This is a genomic window from Pseudomonas marginalis (assembly GCF_008692035.1).
GTDB classification, from domain to species: Bacteria; Pseudomonadota; Gammaproteobacteria; order Pseudomonadales; family Pseudomonadaceae; genus Aquipseudomonas; species Aquipseudomonas marginalis.
This window is the reverse complement of record NZ_VTFG01000001.1, coordinates 3,610,358-3,628,686: the sequence shown is the minus strand read 5'-3', so window position 1 is coordinate 3,628,686 and position 18,329 is coordinate 3,610,358. Positions and strand designations below refer to the sequence as shown.

At 61.1% G+C, this 18,329-nt stretch carries 17 protein-coding genes; 6 read left to right on the top strand and 11 right to left on the bottom strand.

The genetic code is table 11. The features are described 5' to 3' along the window. Positions 1-62 precede the first annotated feature (62 nt). Positions 63-1,997: a BCCT family transporter gene (locus FX984_RS17035; protein WP_223841653.1), complete on the top strand. Its 1,935-nt coding sequence runs from the start codon at positions 63-65 to the stop codon at positions 1,995-1,997. Positions 1,998-2,150: 153 nt separating this feature from the next. Here the strand turns inward: FX984_RS17035 and choV are convergent, their stop codons facing one another. The 3 genes from choV to FX984_RS17020 all read right to left on the bottom strand — a co-directional run bounded on the left by choV (position 2,151) and on the right by FX984_RS17020 (position 5,188). Continuing rightward, positions 2,151-3,329, bottom strand: a complete 1,179-nt coding sequence (choV, locus tag FX984_RS17030; protein ID WP_027606018.1) for a choline ABC transporter ATP-binding protein — start codon at positions 3,327-3,329, stop codon at positions 2,151-2,153. Then, positions 3,326-4,171 (bottom strand): choline ABC transporter permease subunit, encoded by an 846-nt coding sequence (gene choW / locus FX984_RS17025; RefSeq protein ID WP_016972877.1) that lies wholly within the window; start codon positions 4,169-4,171, stop codon positions 3,326-3,328. Before choW ends, choV begins: the two co-directional genes overlap by 4 nt. Before the next feature lie 69 nt (positions 4,172-4,240). Then, positions 4,241-5,188: a choline ABC transporter substrate-binding protein gene (locus FX984_RS17020; RefSeq protein WP_027606017.1), complete on the bottom strand. Its 948-nt coding sequence runs from the start codon at positions 5,186-5,188 to the stop codon at positions 4,241-4,243. 415 nt (positions 5,189-5,603) lie between these two features. Here FX984_RS17020 and FX984_RS17015 point away from each other — a divergent pair, with 415 nt between their 5' ends. Then, a complete protein-coding gene (locus FX984_RS17015) occupies positions 5,604-6,980 on the top strand; it encodes an L-serine ammonia-lyase (RefSeq protein ID WP_027606016.1) in 1,377 nt (458 codons plus the stop codon). A 537-nt stretch (positions 6,981-7,517) separates the two neighbouring features. Beyond that, positions 7,518-8,621 carry a choline metabolism transcriptional regulator GbdR gene (gbdR, locus tag FX984_RS17010; RefSeq protein ID WP_027606015.1) on the top strand — a complete coding sequence of 368 codons (1,104 nt, stop codon included), beginning with the start codon at positions 7,518-7,520 and terminating at the stop codon, positions 8,619-8,621. Between the two features lie 105 nt (positions 8,622-8,726). Here gbdR and FX984_RS17005 read toward each other — a convergent pair whose 3' ends face one another. The 6 genes from FX984_RS17005 to FX984_RS16980 form a co-directional block, all read right to left on the bottom strand. After that, positions 8,727-8,990 carry a hypothetical protein gene (locus FX984_RS17005; protein WP_027606014.1) on the bottom strand — a complete coding sequence of 88 codons (264 nt, stop codon included), beginning with the start codon at positions 8,988-8,990 and terminating at the stop codon, positions 8,727-8,729. Between the two features lie 246 nt (positions 8,991-9,236). After that, a complete protein-coding gene (locus tag FX984_RS17000; RefSeq protein ID WP_098480799.1) occupies positions 9,237-10,397 on the bottom strand; it encodes a gamma-butyrobetaine dioxygenase in 1,161 nt (386 codons plus the stop codon). Positions 10,398-10,406: 9 nt separating this feature from the next. Further along, complete coding sequence (locus FX984_RS16995; protein WP_027606011.1) at positions 10,407-10,883, bottom strand: thioesterase family protein; 477 nt, start codon at positions 10,881-10,883, stop codon at positions 10,407-10,409. Positions 10,884-10,896: 13 nt separating this feature from the next. Further along, complete coding sequence (locus FX984_RS16990; RefSeq protein WP_115485622.1) at positions 10,897-11,862, bottom strand: L-carnitine dehydrogenase; 966 nt, start codon at positions 11,860-11,862, stop codon at positions 10,897-10,899. A gap of 70 nt (positions 11,863-11,932) precedes the next feature. After that, positions 11,933-12,820 (bottom strand): 3-dehydrocarnitine:acetyl-CoA trimethylamine transferase CdhC, encoded by an 888-nt coding sequence (gene cdhC / locus FX984_RS16985; protein WP_065925463.1) that lies wholly within the window; start codon positions 12,818-12,820, stop codon positions 11,933-11,935. Between the two features lie 73 nt (positions 12,821-12,893). Then, a complete protein-coding gene (locus FX984_RS16980) occupies positions 12,894-13,838 on the bottom strand; it encodes a choline ABC transporter substrate-binding protein (RefSeq protein ID WP_092490303.1) in 945 nt (314 codons plus the stop codon). 193 nt (positions 13,839-14,031) lie between these two features. Here FX984_RS16980 and FX984_RS16975 point away from each other — a divergent pair, with 193 nt between their 5' ends. Next, positions 14,032-14,976, top strand: a complete 945-nt coding sequence (locus FX984_RS16975) for a GlxA family transcriptional regulator (RefSeq protein WP_027606007.1) — start codon at positions 14,032-14,034, stop codon at positions 14,974-14,976. Between the two features lie 68 nt (positions 14,977-15,044). Further along, entirely contained in the window at positions 15,045-16,223 is a 1,179-nt protein-coding gene (locus FX984_RS16970; protein ID WP_027606006.1) for an AAA family ATPase, read from the top strand. A gap of 29 nt (positions 16,224-16,252) precedes the next feature. Here FX984_RS16970 and FX984_RS16965 read toward each other — a convergent pair whose 3' ends face one another. Both FX984_RS16965 and FX984_RS16960 read right to left on the bottom strand, forming a co-directional pair. Next, a complete protein-coding gene (locus FX984_RS16965) occupies positions 16,253-16,669 on the bottom strand; it encodes a DUF3010 family protein (protein WP_027606005.1) in 417 nt (138 codons plus the stop codon). A 40-nt stretch (positions 16,670-16,709) separates the two neighbouring features. Next, positions 16,710-17,111: a lysozyme inhibitor LprI family protein gene (locus FX984_RS16960; RefSeq protein WP_027606004.1), complete on the bottom strand. Its 402-nt coding sequence runs from the start codon at positions 17,109-17,111 to the stop codon at positions 16,710-16,712. A gap of 221 nt (positions 17,112-17,332) precedes the next feature. Between FX984_RS16960 and FX984_RS16955 the strand changes: the two genes are divergently transcribed. Continuing rightward, positions 17,333-18,310, top strand: a complete 978-nt coding sequence (locus tag FX984_RS16955) for a dipeptidase (RefSeq protein ID WP_010207105.1) — start codon at positions 17,333-17,335, stop codon at positions 18,308-18,310. Positions 18,311-18,329 lie beyond the last annotated feature (19 nt).

Below are 18,329 nucleotides of genomic sequence, written 5' to 3'. Positions count from 1 at the left end.
GCGCCATGAGTTCTGCCTCTCTTATAAAGACCCCGCCGGAAAAGGTACGGGTCAACGGTTGGGTGTTCTACACCTCCACCGCACTGATTCTGTTGTTGACCGCCATTCTGATCATCGCCCCGCAGGAGGCCGGGCGCATGCTCGGCGTAGCCCAGGCCTGGCTTTCCAAAAGCTTCGGCTGGTACTACATGGTGGTCATCGCCGCTTACCTGGTGTTTGTGGTCGGCCTGGCGTTTTCGTCCTATGGCAAGTTGAAACTGGGCAGCAAGGACGACACCCCGGACTTCAGCTACGGCGCCTGGGCCGGCATGCTGTTCTCGTCGGGCATCGGTATCTCGTTGCTGTACTTCGGTGCCTCCGAGCCGCTGGATCACTACTTCAACCCGCCCGAAGGCGCCGCCGCCAGCAATGGCGCGGCACGCCAGGCGTTGCAGTTGACCTTCCTGCACTGGGGCCTGCATGGCTGGGCGATCTATGCGCTGGTCGGCCTGGCGGTGGCGTACTTCGCCTACCGGCATAACCAGCCGCTGGCCTTGCGTTCGGCGTTGTACCCGCTGGTGGGTGAGCGTTGGGTGAAGGGCGCGGCCGGTCACGCGGTGGACGGTTTCGGCATGTTCGTGACCCTGCTGGGCCTGGTAACGAACCTGGGCATCGGTTCGATGCAGGTGTCGTCCGGCCTGGAAAACCTGTTCGGCATGGCGCACAGCAACACCAACCTGCTGATCGTAATCATTGTGATGAGCACCGTGGCGACCATCGCCGCCGTGTCGGGCGTGGAGAACGGCATCCGCCGCCTGTCCAACCTCAACATCGTGCTGTTCAGCGGCTTGCTGATCTTCGTGCTGCTGTTCGGCCCGACCCTGCACCTGCTCAATGGCCTGGTGCAGAACACCGGCGACTACCTCAACGGCATCGTGCTGAAAACCTTCGACCTCTATGTGTACGAAGGCGACGGTGACAAGACCGAACGCTGGATGGGTCTGTGGACCCTGTTCTACTGGGCCTGGTGGATTTCCTGGGCACCGTTCGTGGGCATGTTCATCGCGCGGATTTCCCGTGGCCGCACGGTGCGTGAACTGGTGGCCGGCGTGTTGCTGATTCCCCTGGGCTTTACCCTGGCGTGGCTGTCGATCTTCGGTAACTCGGCGCTGGACCTGGTGTTGAACCATGGTGCGGTGGAGTTGGGCAAGACGGCGCTGGAACAACCGTCCATGGCTATCTACCAGTTGCTGGAGCATTACCCGGCGTCGAAAATCGTTATCGGCGTGTCGATCTTCGTGGGCTTTGTGCTGTTCCTGACCCCGGCGGATTCCGGCGCGGTGATGATGGCCAACCTTTCCTGCAAAGGCGGTAATGTGGATGAAGATGCGCCGCACTGGTTGCGCATCTTCTGGTCGGCGGTGATCACCCTGGTGACCATCGGCCTGCTGTTTGCCGGCAACTTCGAAGCCATGCAAACCATGGTGGTGCTGGCGGGGCTGCCGTTCTCGGTGGTGCTGATTTTCTTTATGTTCGGTTTGCACAAGGCGATGCGCCAGGACGTGGCGATCGAACAGGAGCAAGCGCAACTGGCTGAACGCGGGCGTCGCGGCTTCAGCGAGCGCTTGACGGCACTCGACCTGCAACCGAGCCAGGGCACTGTGCAGCGCTTTATGGACAAGCACGTCACGCCGGCGCTGGAAGAAGCGGCGACGGCGTTGCGTGAACAAGGTTTGGAAGTGCAGACGCTGCTGGGTAAATCCAAGCGCTGCATCGGTGTGCGCATCGAGATGGAAGAGGGCAACCCCTTCGTTTATGAGGTGAGCCTGGATGCTTACTCGTCGGCGCCGAGCGACCTGCCCGAAGAAGAACGCACCCGCTATTACCGGGCCGAGGTGTACCTGCACAACGGGCCTCAGGAATACGACCTGATGGGCTTCGCCCAGGAACAGATCACCCGGGACGTGCTCGATCAGTTTGAAAGCCATCGGCAGCTCCTTGGCCGTGTCTATAGCTGATGCGTTGAAAGCCCGGTGGTGTCACTGACGCCACTGGGGCAAAAAATGTGGGAGGGGGCTTGCCCCCGATTGCAGTGTGTCAGTCAGTCCATCTGTTACTGATCCACCGCTATCGGGGGCAAGCCCCCTCCCACAGTTGTTTTGCAGTGTGTGTTAGCCCAGGTTTTTGCCCAACAGGGCGTGGTAGAGCTCACTGTCGCCGAGGATCCCCACCACCTGGTTGTTGTCATGCAACACCAGCTTGTTCCCCGTCTGGTAACGAATCTGCAGCGCATCACGCATGCCGATATTCGAATCCACCAGGGTCGGTACCCGGCCCAAACCTTCCACCGGTTGCCCCGGTGCCCAGTTTTGCAGGTTCATCACCACGCCATTCTGGCGGGCGCCCTGGATGGTGTTGCCTTCGGACAGGTCCAGCCACGAATCGCCGCCCGGGTCGAGGCACACCGAGCCGTTGACGCGTTTGCAGTTGTCCAGCGTGCGCATCAGGCTGCGGCCGCACAGCACGTTCAGCGGGTTGGTATGGGCGACGAAGGTGCGTACGTAGTCGTCCGCCGGGTTCAGCACGATCTCTTCCGGCACGCTGTACTGGATGATCTTGCCGTCTTTCATGATCGCGATGCGGCTGCCCAGCTTGAGCGCCTCGTCGAGGTCGTGGCTGACGAACACGATGGTCTTGCTCAGTTTGCTTTGCAGTTCCAGCAACTCGTCCTGCAGGCCCTGGCGGATCAGCGGGTCGAGGGCGGAGAAGGGCTCGTCCATCAGCAGGATGTCGGCATCCATCGCCAACGCGCGGGCCAGGCCGACGCGTTGTTGCATGCCGCCGGACAGCTCATCGGGCTTCTTGTTGCGCCACTGGGTCAGGCCCACCAGCTCGAGTTTCTCGTCCACCAGCTTGCGCCGTTCTTTTTCCGGGCGGCCCTGCATTTCCAGACCAAAGCTGATGTTCTCGCGCACCGTCAGCCAGGGCATCAGGGCAAACTTCTGGAACACCATGGCGATGCGCTTGGTGCGCATCATTTTCAGCTCGGCGGGGCTGCAGGAGGCGATGTCGATCTGGCGACCTTCATGCTCGACGAACAGCTGGCCACGGCTGACGGTGTTGAGGCCGTTGATGCAGCGCAGCAGGCTCGACTTGCCGGAGCCCGACAGGCCCATCAGCACGCAGATCTCGCCTTTTTCCACATCCAGGCTGGCCTTTTCAACGCCGACAATCTGCCCGGTCTTTTTCAGGATTTCGTTACGGCTCATGCCCTGGTCCAGCAGCTTGAGCGCTTCGCGTGGGTCTTTGGAGAAGATCACGTCGACATTGTCGAATCGGATAATGCTCATGCATCACCCCCTACTTTGGCGTCGGGTTGTTTGCAGATGCGGTCGAGCATGATGGCCAGCAGCACAATCGCCAGGCCGGCTTCGAAGCCCAGGGCGATATCGGCGGTGTTCAGCGCGTTGACCACCGGCTTGCCGAGGCCGTCGGCGCCCACCAGGGCGGCGATCACCACCATCGACAACGACAGCATGATGCATTGGGTAATACCGGCAGCGATGCTCGGCATGGCGTGGGGCAGTTCAATGCGCGAGAGCAACTGACGGCGCGAGCAGCCAAAGGCCTTGCCGGCGTCCATCAACTCTTGCGGTACATCACGGATACCCAGGTAGGTCAGGCGGATCGGCGCGGCAATCGCGAACACCACCGTGGAAATCAACCCAGGCACCACACCCAGCCCGAAGAGGGTCAGGGTAGGGATGAGGTAGACGAAGGTCGGTACGGTCTGCATCAGATCGAGCACCGGCCGCATCATGGTGTAGAACAGCGGTTTGTGCGCGGCAACAATGCCCAGCGGCACACCGATGACCACGCAGACCAGGGTGGCGAACAGCACCTGCGCGAGGGTCTCCATGGTTTCCTGCCAGTACCCCAGGTTGAGGATCAGCAGGAAGGAGGCGATGACAAAAACAGTCAGTCCCCATTTACGTTGAATAAAGTGAGCCAGCAGCGCAATCAGACCGATCAATGCCAGCGGATTGAACCAGGTCAGCGCGAACGTCACGCCGTGGATCATCGTTTCCAGTGTCGATGCGATTGCGTCGAAGTAGTTGGCGCCGTGTTGGGTCAACCATTCGACGAAGGCAGCGATGTACTGGCCTAGTGGGATTTTCTGTTCAGTCAGCATGGTAGTGAATGTCCACATGCGAAGAGGGAAAACATCCCGGGGCAGCGCACCGCCCCGGGGTCAGCGGGATTACTTGGCGAGATACGCTTTGACGGCCTCCAGGCCTGGTTTGCCATCGACGGTATTGACTCCGGCGAGCCAGGTGTCGAGGACTTGCGGGTTCTTTTTCAGCCAGGCCTTGGCGGCGGCATCGGGCTTCATCTTGTCGTCCAGGACGTTACCCATCAGGGTGCTTTCCATGTTCAAGGTGAACACCAGGTTTTTCAGCAACTGACCGACGTTGCTGCATTCCTCGGTGTAGCCCTTGCGGGTGTTGGTGTAGATGGTGGCCTGGCCGTAGTTGGGGCCGAACGAATCGTCACCTCCGGTCAGGTACTTCATCTTGAAGCGGGTGTTCATCGGGTGCGGTTCCCAGCCGAGGAACACGATGGCCTGGTCACGCTTGGTGGCGCGCTCAACCTGGGAAAGCATCCCGGCTTCGCTGGATTCGACCACTTTGAAACCGGCGGTCTTGAGGCCGAAGGCGTCTTTGTCGATCAGCGTCTGGATGGTGCGGTTGCCGTCGTTACCCGGCTCGATGCCGTAGATCTTGCCGCCCAGCTCATCCTTGAATTTGGCGATATCGGCGAAGTCTTTCAGGCCCTTGTTGTACAGCGCCTCGGGTACCGCCAGGGTGTACTTGGCGTTTTCCAGGTTGGCGCGCACGGTTTCCACGGTGCCGGCATCACGGTACTGCTTGATGTCGTTTTCCATGGTCGGCATCCAGTTGCCGAGGAACACGTCCATGTTCTTGCCGTCGGCCAGGGACTTGTAGGTCACAGGAACGGAAATCATCGTGGTCTTGGTCTTGTAGCCCAGGCCCTTGAGGATTTCGCTGGTGGTCGCGGTCGTGACGGTGATGTCGGTCCAGCCGACATCGGAGAAGTTGACGGTCTTGCACTGTTCCGGTTCTGCGGCGTGCGCCATGACTGGCAGACTCAGCATGGCGGCCAACAACAACGAGGGTGAACCTTTCATCTGGGTAGACTCCTGTGTTTTTTCTGGCGGCATTCGCCGCGCTTTATAAGTGTTGCGGTTGGAGCGTGCGGCAACAGCTCTGCCACGGTGCCTTGCAAACGAGTCGAGACTGATCATGTACCAGTGAAAATCTGACGCCTACAGGGGGCGTCGTATCCAGTACAGGGAGGGTCGTATCCAGTGTCGGTGACGTCGCTTACAGGTTTTTCCCAAGGTAAAACCGCTGTTTTTGCCCATCTGCACCGCTAAAAACGGCTGAAACAGGCGATCGCACGGGAGCGACGCTGGTGAGCATGGGTGCGTCGGTGTGAGACGCCGTGAGCGACAGCAAAAGCTTGATGATGCCGCCATCTGGGCGATCTGAGCGTAGCACCTCGTTCAAGCCTGGCCGTGCTTATCGAGGAGTTCTACCGCAATGGCTATCAGTGTTTTCGACCTGTTCAAGATCGGCATCGGGCCTTCCAGTTCTCACACCGTCGGCCCCATGCGCGCCGCGGCGTTGTTCGTCCAGGGGTTACGTGAACGTGAACTGTTGGAACAAGTCAGGCGTGTCGAAGTTCAGCTGTACGGTTCGCTGTCCGCCACCGGCATCGGCCATGGCAGCGACACCGCCACCATCATGGGCTTGATGGGCGAGTGGCCGGACGCGATCGATCCGTCGCAGATCGGCCTGCGCATCCACACCCTGCGCGAAACCGACACATTGCTGCTCGACGGGCGTTTGCCCGTGCCGTTCGTGTGGGCCCGGGACATGCGCCTGCTCGACGAAAACCTGCCGTTCCACCCCAACGCCATGACCCTGCTGGTGTACGGCGATGAAGGCGAGCTGCACCGCGACACCTACTACTCAGTGGGCGGTGGTTTCGTGGTGGATGAAGCCCAGGCGCAGAGCGGCGTGGCAGACATGGACCGCACCGAGTTGCCCTATGATTTCTCCAGCGCGGTGGAACTGCTGCACTTGTGCAAGACCCACAACCTGCGCGTTGCCGAGTTGATGCTGGCCAATGAAAAAGTCTGGCGCTCCGAAGACGAAATCCGCAGTGGTCTGATGAAACTCTGGCGCGCTATGCAGGCGTGCGTGGAGGAGGGCCTCAAGCACGAAGGCATCCTGCCCGGCGGCCTCAATGTGCGCCGTCGCGCCGCCAAGTTGCACCGCAGTCTGCAGGAGTTGAACAAGCCCAATGTGATCGGCTCGACCTTGAGTGCGATGGAGTGGGTCAACCTGTTCGCCCTGGCGGTGAATGAAGAAAACGCCGCCGGTGGACGCATGGTCACGGCGCCCACCAACGGTGCGGCGGGGATCATTCCGGCGGTGCTGCACTACTTCATGAAGTTCAGCGACGAAGTCACCGAAGCCAACGTGGTCGACTACCTGCTCAGTGCGGCGGCGGTGGGGATCCTGTGCAAGAAGAACGCCTCGATCTCCGGCGCCGAAGTCGGTTGCCAGGGTGAAGTGGGTTCGGCCTGCGCCATGGCCGCTGCCGGGCTGGCGGAGATCCTCGGCGCAACCCCGGAGCAACTGTGCAACGCCGCCGAGATCGGCCTTGAGCACAACCTCGGCCTGACCTGCGACCCGGTGGGCGGGCTGGTGCAAGTGCCGTGCATCGAGCGCAATGCGATTGCCGCGGTGAAGGCGATCAACGCGGCGCAGATGGCCCTGCGCGGTGATGGCCAGCACTTTATCTCCCTGGACCGCGTGATCCGCACCATGCGCGATACCGGGGCGGATATGCATGACAAGTACAAGGAGACGTCCCGGGGTGGGTTGGCGGTCAGTGCGGTGGAGTGCTGATTAGCTTGTTGTGATGAACAGGGCCTTTGTGGTGAGCGGGCTTGCCCCGCGCTGGGTAAAGGCACCACATAGTTTCAGATAAAACCCGGTCGCCTGATTTTGGGGCGGCTTCGCCACCCAGCGCGGGGCGAGCCCGCTCACTACAAGTGAACACACCAACCAAAATCGCCACCTTTTAGCGCGTCGCAAACAGATAAGTAGCTTCCAAACGATTTTCCCCTCGACCACCCGTCACCTGTGCGTGCGGTGACAGACTTTTCCTACGCGCTGAAAGCGCCTTCCCACAAGTGATACCGAACTGCTCACACACCTTGAGCAGGGCCGCTCCGACGTCTATTTCAGCCATATCCCGTACTCCTCGCGTGGGCTTATTTAGACGCGTCATCAGGTCGTTTTCAGGATTTGTTGAATGGCCATTCAAATTTAGGCATGGCATTTGCTCTACCAATTCAAAGCCTCTCGCCTTGCCGGATGAAGAGCGCAATAACAAGAGCCTCGCCTGAGGCCATCACCCGCTTTGTGTGAGGAGATACCGCGATGACGTCGTTCAACTCAGGGGCCCAACCCCAGAACCGTGCGCCTCAATCCATCGGCTTTTTGCTGCTGGACAATTTCACGCTGATTTCCCTGGCGTCGGCCGTGGAACCGCTGCGCATGGCCAACCAGCTGTCCGGCCGCGAGCTGTATCGCTGGACAACCCTGAGTGTCGACGGCAACCAGGTATGGGCCAGCGACGGTCTGCAGATCACCCCCGATGCCTCCATGCACAAAGCCCCGGTCCTGGACACTGTGATTGTGTGCGGCGGCGTGGGTATCCAGCGTACCGTGACCCGTGAGCATGTGTCGTGGCTGCAAAGCCAGGCGCGCCAGTCCCGTCGCCTTGGCGCGGTGTGCACCGGCAGCTGGGCCCTGGCCTGTGCCGGTCTGCTCGACGGCTTCGATTGCAGCGTGCACTGGGAATGCCTGGCGTCGATGCAGGAAGCCTTCCCGCGTGTGTCGATGAGCACCCGTTTGTTCACCCTCGACCGCAACCGCTTCACCAGTTCGGGCGGCACCGCGCCGCTGGACATGATGCTGCACCTGATCAGCCGCGACCACGGCCGCGAACTGTCGGCGGCTATCTCCGAGATGTTCGTGTACGAGCGCATCCGCAACGAACAGGATCACCAGCGTGTGCCGCTCAAGCACATGCTGGGCACCAACCAGCCGAAGCTGCAGGAAATCGTCGCGCTGATGGAAGCCAACCTCGAAGAGCCGATCGACCTCGACGAACTGGCGGTGTACGTCGCCGTGTCGCGTCGCCAGCTGGAGCGGCTGTTCCAGAAATACCTGCACTGCTCGCCGTCGCGCTATTACCTCAAGCTGCGCCTGATTCGCGCGCGGCAGTTGCTCAAGCAAACGCCGATGTCGATCATCGAAGTGGCCTCGGTGTGCGGGTTTGTCTCCACGCCACACTTCTCCAAGTGCTACCGCGAATACTTCGGCATTCCGCCACGGGATGAGCGCGTAGGCTCCAACACCACCCAGCAGGTGGCGATGATGCCGATTCCGCAGGCGCTGGTGTTGTCACCGCTGTCGGGACCGATGGCGGCGCTGAGCCAGGCGCGCAATGAGTCGACGTTTGCGAGCGTACGGCTCTAAACCGAGTTGACTGCATCGGGGGCAAGCCCCCTCCCACACTTGACCGAGTTGTCATGACGAACATGGCCAGATGTGGGAGGGGGCTTGCCCCCTGATAGCGGTCTGTCAGGCGCCGGAGTTCTGCTTGAACTGCATCAGCGCTGGTAACAACTGCTTGTCGATCGCCTGGCGCACCGCCGGCAAAATCGTCGCACTGCCGGTGTACATCTGCTCAACCATACCCTTGAGGGCCTTGGCCCGCGCTTCGCTCAAACCGCGTACCGCGCACTCGCAAGCCTGTTCGGCGCTGGCGCCGCTGGACACCTCGAAACCCAGGGAGCGCAGTTGGCTCAGCAGGTCATCCTGGTCAATCAAATCCGCATGCATCATGACGTTTATCCTGGTGAAGGGAGCGGGGATCGACTTGGATTCTGGTAGGCCCCCGGCCGGTCGGCAAGGGCAGAATGCACGAATGGCTCAGATGGCTATGAGCGTGTCGTTTTCGGGCCATTTACCCACTGAAGTAATAGGCACACTGTCCATCAGCAAGCAGCTTGAAGGTTTGGTCACCCTCGGGATGTACGGCTCACACAAGGCACTCTGCCCCGATCCAGTCACGGCTGGACCGGGGTTTTTTTAGCGCTGCAGCACCAGGATTCGTGAAAGCAGTTCGTCCCGGTCGATATAGCAACCCTGAAAGTGCCGCGCCCCGGAGGTGGGATCAAACGCATTGCGCGCATGCAACGTGCGGCGGTTATCGAAGCACCACAGCTCGCCCGGGTCCAGGCGCTTGACCAGCCGAAAGCGCGCCTCGCGCGTCATCGCGATAAAGCGTCGATAAGCCCGATACAGCAACGGCATCTGCGCCACCGACGTCTCGAACGGCCCACGCAAGAAGTTGGCCATGCGAATCTCTGCCACATCCCCCAAGGCGTCCAATGCGATGATCGGCGCGAGGCGACGATAGTCGCTGTGGCGGTCTTTGTTGCGAAACTCCACGGGTATTTCACACAAGGCACGAAACGCTTCGGGATCTTCCTCGCGCAGGGCATTGGCGATGGCAAACCCATCGACAAAAATACTTTCGCCCCCGTCGGCATCGTTGACCAGGCAATGCAGGAATTGCAGCCCCGGTTGCAGCTCCCGGGTCGGCAAATCACTGTGCAAGGGCAGGTTGAAAGCGGTGTAGGCATTGCTGTCGGCATCGGCCTTGGATTGCACGTTGAACAGCACGCCGAAATTGCTCTCGCGGATAAATGAAATACGCTGGGCGACACGCGCCAGGGAGCCGGGTTCGGTGGGTACGCCGCGCATTTGCGTCAGGCCCGCGTCACGCAAGGCCAGCAGCCATTGCAGCAGCGCCGCAGGGTCTTGCATGACCGCCGCGTAGTCGAATATAGGCAGTTCGAAGGTGTTGTCCCAGAGCCGCGATTTTGCTTTCGCCGCCCGGCGTTCGGCGCGGGATTCATCGTCGTAGGCATGGGCCCGCAGCCAGCCGGGATCGTACCGGCTGCGATGACCGCCGTGCCATTCCACGCTGAGGAGGCCCTGGTCGATACGCACGCTGATGGCGCCGAGGTTTTCATCCACATCGACAATTTCCAGCACTTGCTCGCGGGTCACGCTGTACACGCATTGCGTGCACGGGCAGTTGTCCCGCAGCCACTGATGGTGAAACGGGCTGACCCGACCATCGGCCCATATCACGCGAACCTGATCGTCCAGCACCTGTGCATCGGAGAGGTCGCAGAGTTTCGGGTAAGTACGGAAATCGGCAACAGCGGCGGCGGTTTGCATGATGGCTCCTTATTTTTTCGGGGGCAGTCCAATCACTCGGCCGAGGAGGGCGGGCCTTGGCAGGTCGGCTTGCTCAGCGCTGATCGCAATGAGTTTCTCCAATGTCGCCTCGGCAAACGGGGCCGAATGCGGACCGGCCAGGTCGACGTGCAGCAGCATCTGTTCGTTGCCGGCCAGTTCTTTCTCATCGCCCACTAAATGCAGGCTGTGATAAAGGTGCAGGCGCTTGGCATCGTGGGCGATCAGTTGCGTGTGCACCTCCACTTCGGCACCGAGTTTCACTTCGTGCAGGTAGTTCAGGTGCAGTTCCAGGGTGAACAGCGAATGGCCGCTGGCTTCGCGGTTTTCGCTGTCCAGGCCGAGGGTGTCCATCAGCGCGTCGGTGGCGTAGCTGAAGATCAGCAGGTAGAACGCGTCGCGCAGGTGGCCGTTGTAGTCCACCCAGTCGGCAAGGACTGGGGTGGTGTAGGTGGTCAGTGCAGGCATGGTGGGGGTTCCGTTATTCGGCGAAGGTCATGCCGTGCTTGGCTTTGGTGGTTTTCACCGCTTCCAGCACCGCCAGCAGGCAATCATCACGATAGCGTTCCAGCGCCGAAATGCTGTGTTTGCCCAGCTGGTCGCTGGTGCCATCGACCACATCGTCGATCAACTTGTCGGTCAGCTCCGGAGCCGGCAGGTAGGTCCACGGCAATTGCAACGCCGGGCCGAACTGCGCCATGAAGTGGCGCATGCCCGCATCGCCACCCGCCAGGGTGTAGGTGAGGAAGGTGCCCATGAACGACCAGCGCAGGCCGGCGCCAAAGCGGATGGCATCGTCGATCTCGCCGGTGGTGGCCACGCCGTCATTGACCAGGTGCAACGCCTCGCGCCACAGGGCTTCGAGCAAGCGGTCGGCGATAAACCCGGGGACTTCCTTGCGCACATGCAGCGGGCGCATGCCGAGGGATTCATACACCTTGATCGCGGCCTGGATCGCTTCCGGCGCGGTGTGCTTGCCGCCGACCACTTCCACCAGCGGCAGCAGATAGACCGGGTTGAACGGATGGCCGACCACACAGCGTTCCGGGTGGGTCGAGCCCTCGTAGAACTCACTCGGCAACAGCCCCGAGGTACTTGAACCGATCAATGCATCGGGCTTGGCCGCGGCGCTGATCTTGCTGTGCAATTCCAGCTTCAGCTCCAGGCGTTCGGGGGCGCTTTCCTGGATGAAGTCGGCGTCTTTCACGCATTCTTCGATGGTGGCCACAAAGCGCAGGCGGTCTTGGGATGCGCCGGGTGCCAGGCCCTGTTTTTCCAGGGCGCCCCAGGCATTGGCGACGCGCTTGCGCAGCGCCGCTTCGGCACCCGGCGCCGGGTCCCAGGCCACCACATCCAGGCCGTGGGCCAGGGCACGGGACACCCAGCCGCTGCCGATGACACCGCTGCCCAGGGCGGCGAAGGTTTTGATCTCAGTGATAAAGCGCATGGCAAATTCCTAAAGCGTTCGGTGATTCCCTGTGGGAGGGGGCAAGCCCCTCCCACATTTTTTGATTCGGTTAGCCGCGTTTGGTCAGGCCCATCTTGATGCGACCCTCCGCCGGGGTCATGACCCGCGCGCCCAGGCGGCTGAGGATTTCACTGGCGCGTTCCACCAGTTGGCCGTTGGTGGCAAGTACGCCTTTGTCCAGCCACAGGTTGTCTTCCAGGCCGACTCGTACGTTGCCGCCCAGCAGCACCGCTTGCGCGGCCATGGGCATTTGCATGCGGCCGATCCCGAACCCGGCCCACACCGCGTCGGCGGGCAGGTTGTCGACCATGGCCTTCATGGTGGTGGTGTCGGCCGGCGCGCCCCATGGGATGCCCAGGCACAGTTGGAACAGCGGGTTGTCGAGCAGGCCTTCCTTGATCATCTGCTTGGCGAACCACAGGTGGCCGGTGTCGAAGATCTCCAGCTCGGCCTTCACGCCCAGTTCCTGGATGCGCTTGGCGCCCGCCCGCAGCTGCGCCGGGGTGGAGACGTAAATCGTGTCGCCGTCACCGAAGTTCAGGGTGCCGCAGTCCAGGGTGCAGATTTCCGGCAGCAGCTCTTCCACATGGGCCAGGCGGGTCAGCGGGCCGACCAGGTCGGTATTGGGACCGAACTCCATCGGGTGCTCGCCGCCGCCGATCTCGAGGTCGCCGCCCATGCCGGCGGTGAGGTTGACGATGATGTCGATGTCGGCCTCGCGGATGCGCTCCATCACCTCGCGGTACAGGGCGACGTCGCGGCTGAACTTGCCGGTCTCGGGGTCGCGCACATGGCAGTGCACCACGGTGGCGCCCGCCTTGGCGGCTTCCACCGCAGCGGCGGCGATTTGCTTGGGGGTGACCGGCACGTGTGGGCTTCTGGCGGTCGTGTCGCCAGCACCGGTGAGTGCGCAGGTGATGATGACGTCGTGGTTCATGGGGCGGTTCCTTACGGGCGTAGTGGTGCCGTTCGCAGCCAGGAGCGGCTGCGACACGGTGGTTCAAATCAGGTTATTTGCTGGTGAGTTGCAGGTTGGCTGCAGCCGGTTTGCCGTCGAAGGTGGTCACGCCTTCGAGCCAGCGCGCCTGGTCCTGGGGGTGATCCTTGAGCCACTGCCTGGCGGACTCGAGGGCATCCTTGTGATCCAGCAACGGCTGCATCATCCGGCTCTCGTCGGCGGCGGTGAAGGTCAGGTTGGTCAGCAGCTTGTGTACGTTGGGGCACTGTTCGGCGTAGGTCGGCGCGGTCACGGTCCAAACGGTGGCCATGCCTTCGTTCGGGCCCAGGGCGTCGTCGCTGCCGGTGAGGTAGGTCATCGCGATATTGACGTTCATCGGGTGCGGCGCCCAGCCGAAGAACACCACGGCTTCCTTGCGGCGTACCGCACGGTCCACGGCGGCGAGCATGCCGGCCTCGCTGGATTCCACCAGTTGGAACTTGCCCAGGCCGAACTGGTTCTTGGCGATCATTGCCTTGATCTGGGTGTTGGCCCCCGAGCCCGGCTCGATGCCGTAGATCTTGCCGCCCAGCTCCTTCTCGAATTTGGCGATGTCGGCAAAGGTCTTCAGGCCTTTGTCCGCCAGGTAAGTCGGCACCGCGAGGGTCGCGCGGGCGTCTTCCAGGCTGGGTTTGTCGAGGACTTTGATTTGCTTGGCGTCGACGAACGGCGTGATGGTCTGGGTCATCAGCGGGTTCCAGTAGCCGAGGAACAGGTCCAGGCGCTGGTCACGGATACCGGCGAAGATGATTTGCTGGGAGGCGCTGGTTTGCTTGGTCTTGTAGCCGAGGCCGTCGAGCAGCACTTGGGTCATGGCGCTGGTGGCGATGACGTCGGTCCAGTTCACCACGCCCATGCGCACGTTCTGGCAGGATGCCGCGTCGGCAGCCCATACGTTCGTGCTCAAGATGGCGCTGGCGCTGAGTGCAAGCACGCAGCGGCGAATCAGTCGGTTCATGGTGGATCCCTCGGCAGGTCGTTATTGTGGGGGCCGGCGTCTTTGTGCGCCGTGAGGCCAAGTTACGTAGCTTTGGAGGCGACAAAACGCACGGCGGCGACCAGCTCTTGCACTGCAGCGACCTGCCCCCTTGAATCCACCCGAGAACGGGAGTATCACAGTGCCACGCTGCCCGTCCTACGAGAGCGCCACCATGTCCCAGGATTTCTACTTTCTGCTGATGCCGGGGTTCTCGGCCATCGGTTTTATTTCTGCACTGGAACCTTTACGCGTGGCCAACCGCTTTCGTGGCGAGTTGTACCGCTGGCATGTGCTGAGCGCCGATGGCGGCGCGGTGCTGGCGAGCAATGGCATGTCGGTCAACGCCGACGCCGCGCTGGAACCGCTGAAAAAGGGTGCGACGCTGTTGGTGGTGGCCGGCTTCGAACCGCTGCAGTTCGCCACGCCGGCGCTGGAGCACTGGCTGCGCCGTCTGGACCATGACGGCGTGACCCTCGGCGCCATCGACACCGGCGCCTGCGTGCTCGCCGAAGCCGGCCTGCTCGACGGTCATCGCCTGACCCTGCACTGGGAAGCCATCGATGCCTTCAAGGAGTCGTACCCGCACCTGAGCGTGACCCAGGAACTGTTCGAAATCGACCGCCGCCGCATCACCTGCGCCGGCGGTACCGCCTCCATCGACCTGATGCTCGACCTGATCGCCCAGGCCCACGGCGCCGACCTGGCGATCCAGGTCTCCGAACAGTTCGTACTCGGCCGCATCCGCCCGCGCAAGGACCACCAGCGCATGCAGATCGCCACGCGCTACGGCATCAACAACAAGAAGCTGGTGCAAGTGATCGGCGAGATGGAGCAGCACACCGAACCGCCCCTGAGCACCTTGGCGTTGGCCGACGCGATCAAAGTTACCCGGCGCCAGTTGGAGCGTCTGTTTCGCCTGCATTTGAACGATACCCCGAGCAACTTCTACCTTGGCCTGCGCCTGGAAAAAGCCCGGCAGCTGCTGCGCCAGAGCGATATGAGCGTGCTGGAGGTGAGCATTGCCTGCGGGTTCGAGTCGCCGTCGTATTTCACCCGGAGTTATCGGGCGAGGTTTGCCAAGTGTCCGAGGGAGGATCGGCGACGGGAGGTGGTTTGACGAACAATTATAGTGAATTATACTCATCACTATAATTTATAGTTGTTTTCATAATTGAGTATAAATCCATGTCCAAGCACAGCGGCTTCGTGTTCCGTCGCCCCGCCCTGGCAAGCAGTATTGCCGATGGCCTGGTGGGCGCCGGTATTCAGGATTTCACCTCTGGCCTGTTCCTCGCGGCGCCCCGTCGCACCGGCAAAAGCACTTTCCTGCGCGAAGACCTGATTCCGGAATGTCAGCTCCGGGGCTGGCTGGCGGTGTATGTGGATCTCTGGGCTGACAAGGAGAAAGATCCTGCGGAGTTGATTGCCAGTGCTATTGCGGCTGCCCTGGTTCCCTATGAAAAGGGCATCCGCAAACTGGCCAAGAATATTGGCATCGAGAAACTGAGCTTTCTGCGGACGCTCTCCTGGGACTTTACCCAGCCACAATTGCCTGTCGGTGCGACGCTGACCCAAGCCCTGGAATTGCTCCACAGTGCTGCAGAAAAACCCGTTGTGCTGGTGATTGACGAAGCGCAGCACGCCTTGACCACCGAGTCGGGTATCAATGCGATGTTCGCGTTGAAGGCTGCCCGGGATCAGCTCAACCAGGGCCGTGACGAAGAGGGCAGCGGCTTGCGCCTGGTGTTTACCGGTTCCAATCGCGACAAACTCGCCCATTTGGTATTGGGTAAAAGCCAGCCGTTCTTCGGTTCCAGCATCACGCCGTTTCCGCTGCTGGGTAAAGAGTTCACCCAAGCCTACACTGTGCACCTCAACGCGCACCTGGCCGAGACCAACCAGTTCAACGCGGCTGATATTGATGAGGCGTTTGAGCTGGTAGGCCGGCGTCCCGAGATGTTGCGCACGATCATCGGTGAAGTCGCGTTGGAACTGGGCGAGGCGAGCAATCTGGGCCAATTGCTGCACAGTCGCGCCGAACTGCTGCGCGCGGGTGTATGGACCGAGTTCGAAAGCGCCTGGAACGCCCTGACCATCCCGCAGCGCGCCGTGCTGGAGGTGATGGTGGAGCGCTCCCAGAACAACGAACCCTTCGCGCCCTTCACCGACAGCACCCTCACGGCTGTCAGCAAGGCGCTGGAAGCCATGGGCAGTGACGTGGTGCCGGGTACCCAGACCGTCCAGGCCTGCATCGATGCCTTGCGCGACAAGGAGTTGGTGTGGAAGTCGGGCCGCGGTGGTTATGCCCTGGAAGACAAGTCGTTCGGGGATTGGCTGCGGCACAAGCGCCATACACCCCACTGAAAACACCCCACATAGGATTGTGGTGTAGCTTACTTCTTCAGCAGTGCCGAACACGCCGCCTTGAAGGCCTCATGCTGATATTTGTTCAACGTCGCCGGCAGTTCAAAGTTGTGCTTCTTGTTCTGCGCATTGATGGTCTGCGGCGACAGCAACGTCACCTCAACCCCCTCCAGCAATTGAAACACCCCTTCAATCTTGAACGTGGTCGGGCCACCGGCGAATTCGCCTTTTTTGCTGCGCTTCTTGATCGCGATGCGAGTGACGGCGTTGGCCTGCACGAAGGCCTTCACCTGGGCGGCAAAGGCTTTGACGTTGGCCGCTTCATCATCGTCTTCAAGGGCGATTTTCTTGGTAGCCAGGGCGACGTGGCCCAGCGCCTGGTTGTCCAGGGAGGCGACAGCGATGATGGCTTCGCTGCCTTTGATTTCGATGCCACAGATAGTCATGAAGGGCCTTGGTTCAAAGAGAAAGTGGCGGGATTGTCGCTTATTCCTGCCCAATCGACTCCAAAAACTCCGACCGCTCATCACTCATCCGCGCCAGGCAGTCATTTTGCGCAATCGCATAGGCTTTGGTGCCGGTCACTGCCGGGAAGGTGTCCACCGCGCAATCGGCGTCACGCAGTTTTTCCCACTTCTGCTGGGCATCCTTCAGACGAGCGGTAATGTCGGCGAGCTTGGTCTTGTCGCTGCCATAGGTGGAATGCATGCGTTCCAGCAGGCCTTGATAGTTATCCTTGAGCAATTGCTCGGCAGTGGTTTTGTTGTAGGTGGCGCATTCCAGGGTTTGCTTGTCGTTTTCGATGCCATCGCACGGCGTGCTGTCGGTGTCTTCGGCCGCGTGGACGCCGGTTGCGATGAGTGCCAAAGCCAGGAAAATCGATTTCATTGCGCCGTCTCATATCAGGTGATGCGGGAATTCTGGCTCAAGCGTAAGACAAATAACAGCCGCCAGTCAGACCACTCATAACAGCCTTTGTCGTGGATTGACGCTTTCGGCAATTCCCCTGTCGTTTTTGCACCCGGCTCGGTCGGCCCCTGGGCATATGCTGGCCCCAAAGCGCCGGCAGACGATTCGGCGCATGAATCGCCAAAATAAGGGGACGCCTGATGAGCCCAGCCGAATTGCACGCCGACAGCATCGTTATCGACGGGCTGATCATTGCCAAGTGGAACCGCGACCTGTTCGAGGACATGCGCAAAGGTGGCCTCACCGCCGCGAACTGCACCGTGTCGGTGTGGGAAGGGTTCCAGGCCACGATCAACAACATCGTCGCCAGCCAGACCTTGATCCGCGAGAACAGCGACCTGGTGATCCCGGTGAAAACCACCGCGGACATCCGCAAGGCCAAGGAACAGGGCAAGACCGGCATCATCTTCGGCTTCCAGAACGCCCATGCATTTGAAGACCAGCTCGGGTATGTGGAGATCTTCAAGCAGCTCGGCGTCGGTGTGGTGCAGATGTGCTACAACACCCAGAACCTGGTCGGCACCGGTTGCTACGAGCGCGACGGCGGCCTGTCGGGCTTCGGGCGCGAGATCGTCGCCGAGATGAACCGCGTCGGCATCATGTGCGACCTGTCCCACGTCGGCTCCAAGACCAGCGAAGAAGTCATCCTCGAATCGAAAAAACCGGTGTGCTACTCCCACTGCCTGCCGTCCGGCCTTAAAGAACACCCGCGCAACAAGTCCGATGAAGAGCTGAAGTTCATCGCCGACCACGGCGGTTTTGTCGGCGTGACCATGTTCGCGCCGTTCCTGGCCAAGGGCATCGATTCGACCATCGACGACTACGCCGAAGCCATCGAATACACCATGAATATCGTCGGCGAGGACGCCATCGGCATCGGCACCGACTTCACCCAGGGCCATGGCCAGGATTTCTTTGAAATGCTGACCCATGACAAGGGCTACGCCCGCCGCCTGACCAGCTTCGGCAAGATCATCAACCCGCTGGGCATCCGCACCGTCGGCGAGTTCCCCAACCTGACAGAGACCCTGCTCAAGCGCGGCCACCCCGAGCGTGTGGTGCGCAAGATCATGGGCGAGAACTGGGTCAACGTCTTGAAGGACGTTTGGGGCGAATAAGCCAAGCACCCACGGGCAA

What these genes read in the sequence shown, in the direction of transcription:
- FX984_RS16980 (WP_092490303.1), bottom strand. Translation starts at nt 13,838, where the DNA reads ATGAACCGACTGATTCGCCGCTGCGTGCTTGCACTCAGCGCCAGCGCC.
- choV (WP_027606018.1), bottom strand. Translation starts at nt 3,329, where the DNA reads ATGAGCATTATCCGATTCGACAATGTCGACGTGATCTTCTCCAAAGAC.
- FX984_RS17000 (WP_098480799.1), bottom strand. Translation starts at nt 10,397, where the DNA reads ATGCAAACCGCCGCCGCTGTTGCCGATTTCCGTACTTACCCGAAACTC.
- FX984_RS16970 (WP_027606006.1), top strand. Translation starts at nt 15,045, where the DNA reads ATGTCCAAGCACAGCGGCTTCGTGTTCCGTCGCCCCGCCCTGGCAAGC.
- FX984_RS16975 (WP_027606007.1), top strand. Translation starts at nt 14,032, where the DNA reads ATGTCCCAGGATTTCTACTTTCTGCTGATGCCGGGGTTCTCGGCCATC.
- cdhC (WP_065925463.1), bottom strand. Translation starts at nt 12,820, where the DNA reads ATGAACCACGACGTCATCATCACCTGCGCACTCACCGGTGCTGGCGAC.
- FX984_RS16995 (WP_027606011.1), bottom strand. Translation starts at nt 10,883, where the DNA reads ATGCCTGCACTGACCACCTACACCACCCCAGTCCTTGCCGACTGGGTG.
- FX984_RS16960 (WP_027606004.1), bottom strand. Translation starts at nt 17,111, where the DNA reads ATGAAATCGATTTTCCTGGCTTTGGCACTCATCGCAACCGGCGTCCAC.
- FX984_RS16990 (WP_115485622.1), bottom strand. Translation starts at nt 11,862, where the DNA reads ATGCGCTTTATCACTGAGATCAAAACCTTCGCCGCCCTGGGCAGCGGT.
- choW (WP_016972877.1), bottom strand. Translation starts at nt 4,171, where the DNA reads ATGCTGACTGAACAGAAAATCCCACTAGGCCAGTACATCGCTGCCTTC.
- FX984_RS17020 (WP_027606017.1), bottom strand. Translation starts at nt 5,188, where the DNA reads ATGAAAGGTTCACCCTCGTTGTTGTTGGCCGCCATGCTGAGTCTGCCA.
- FX984_RS16965 (WP_027606005.1), bottom strand. Translation starts at nt 16,669, where the DNA reads ATGACTATCTGTGGCATCGAAATCAAAGGCAGCGAAGCCATCATCGCT.
- FX984_RS16955 (WP_010207105.1), top strand. Translation starts at nt 17,333, where the DNA reads ATGAGCCCAGCCGAATTGCACGCCGACAGCATCGTTATCGACGGGCTG.
- gbdR (WP_027606015.1), top strand. Translation starts at nt 7,518, where the DNA reads ATGACGTCGTTCAACTCAGGGGCCCAACCCCAGAACCGTGCGCCTCAA.
- FX984_RS17005 (WP_027606014.1), bottom strand. Translation starts at nt 8,990, where the DNA reads ATGATGCATGCGGATTTGATTGACCAGGATGACCTGCTGAGCCAACTG.
- FX984_RS17015 (WP_027606016.1), top strand. Translation starts at nt 5,604, where the DNA reads ATGGCTATCAGTGTTTTCGACCTGTTCAAGATCGGCATCGGGCCTTCC.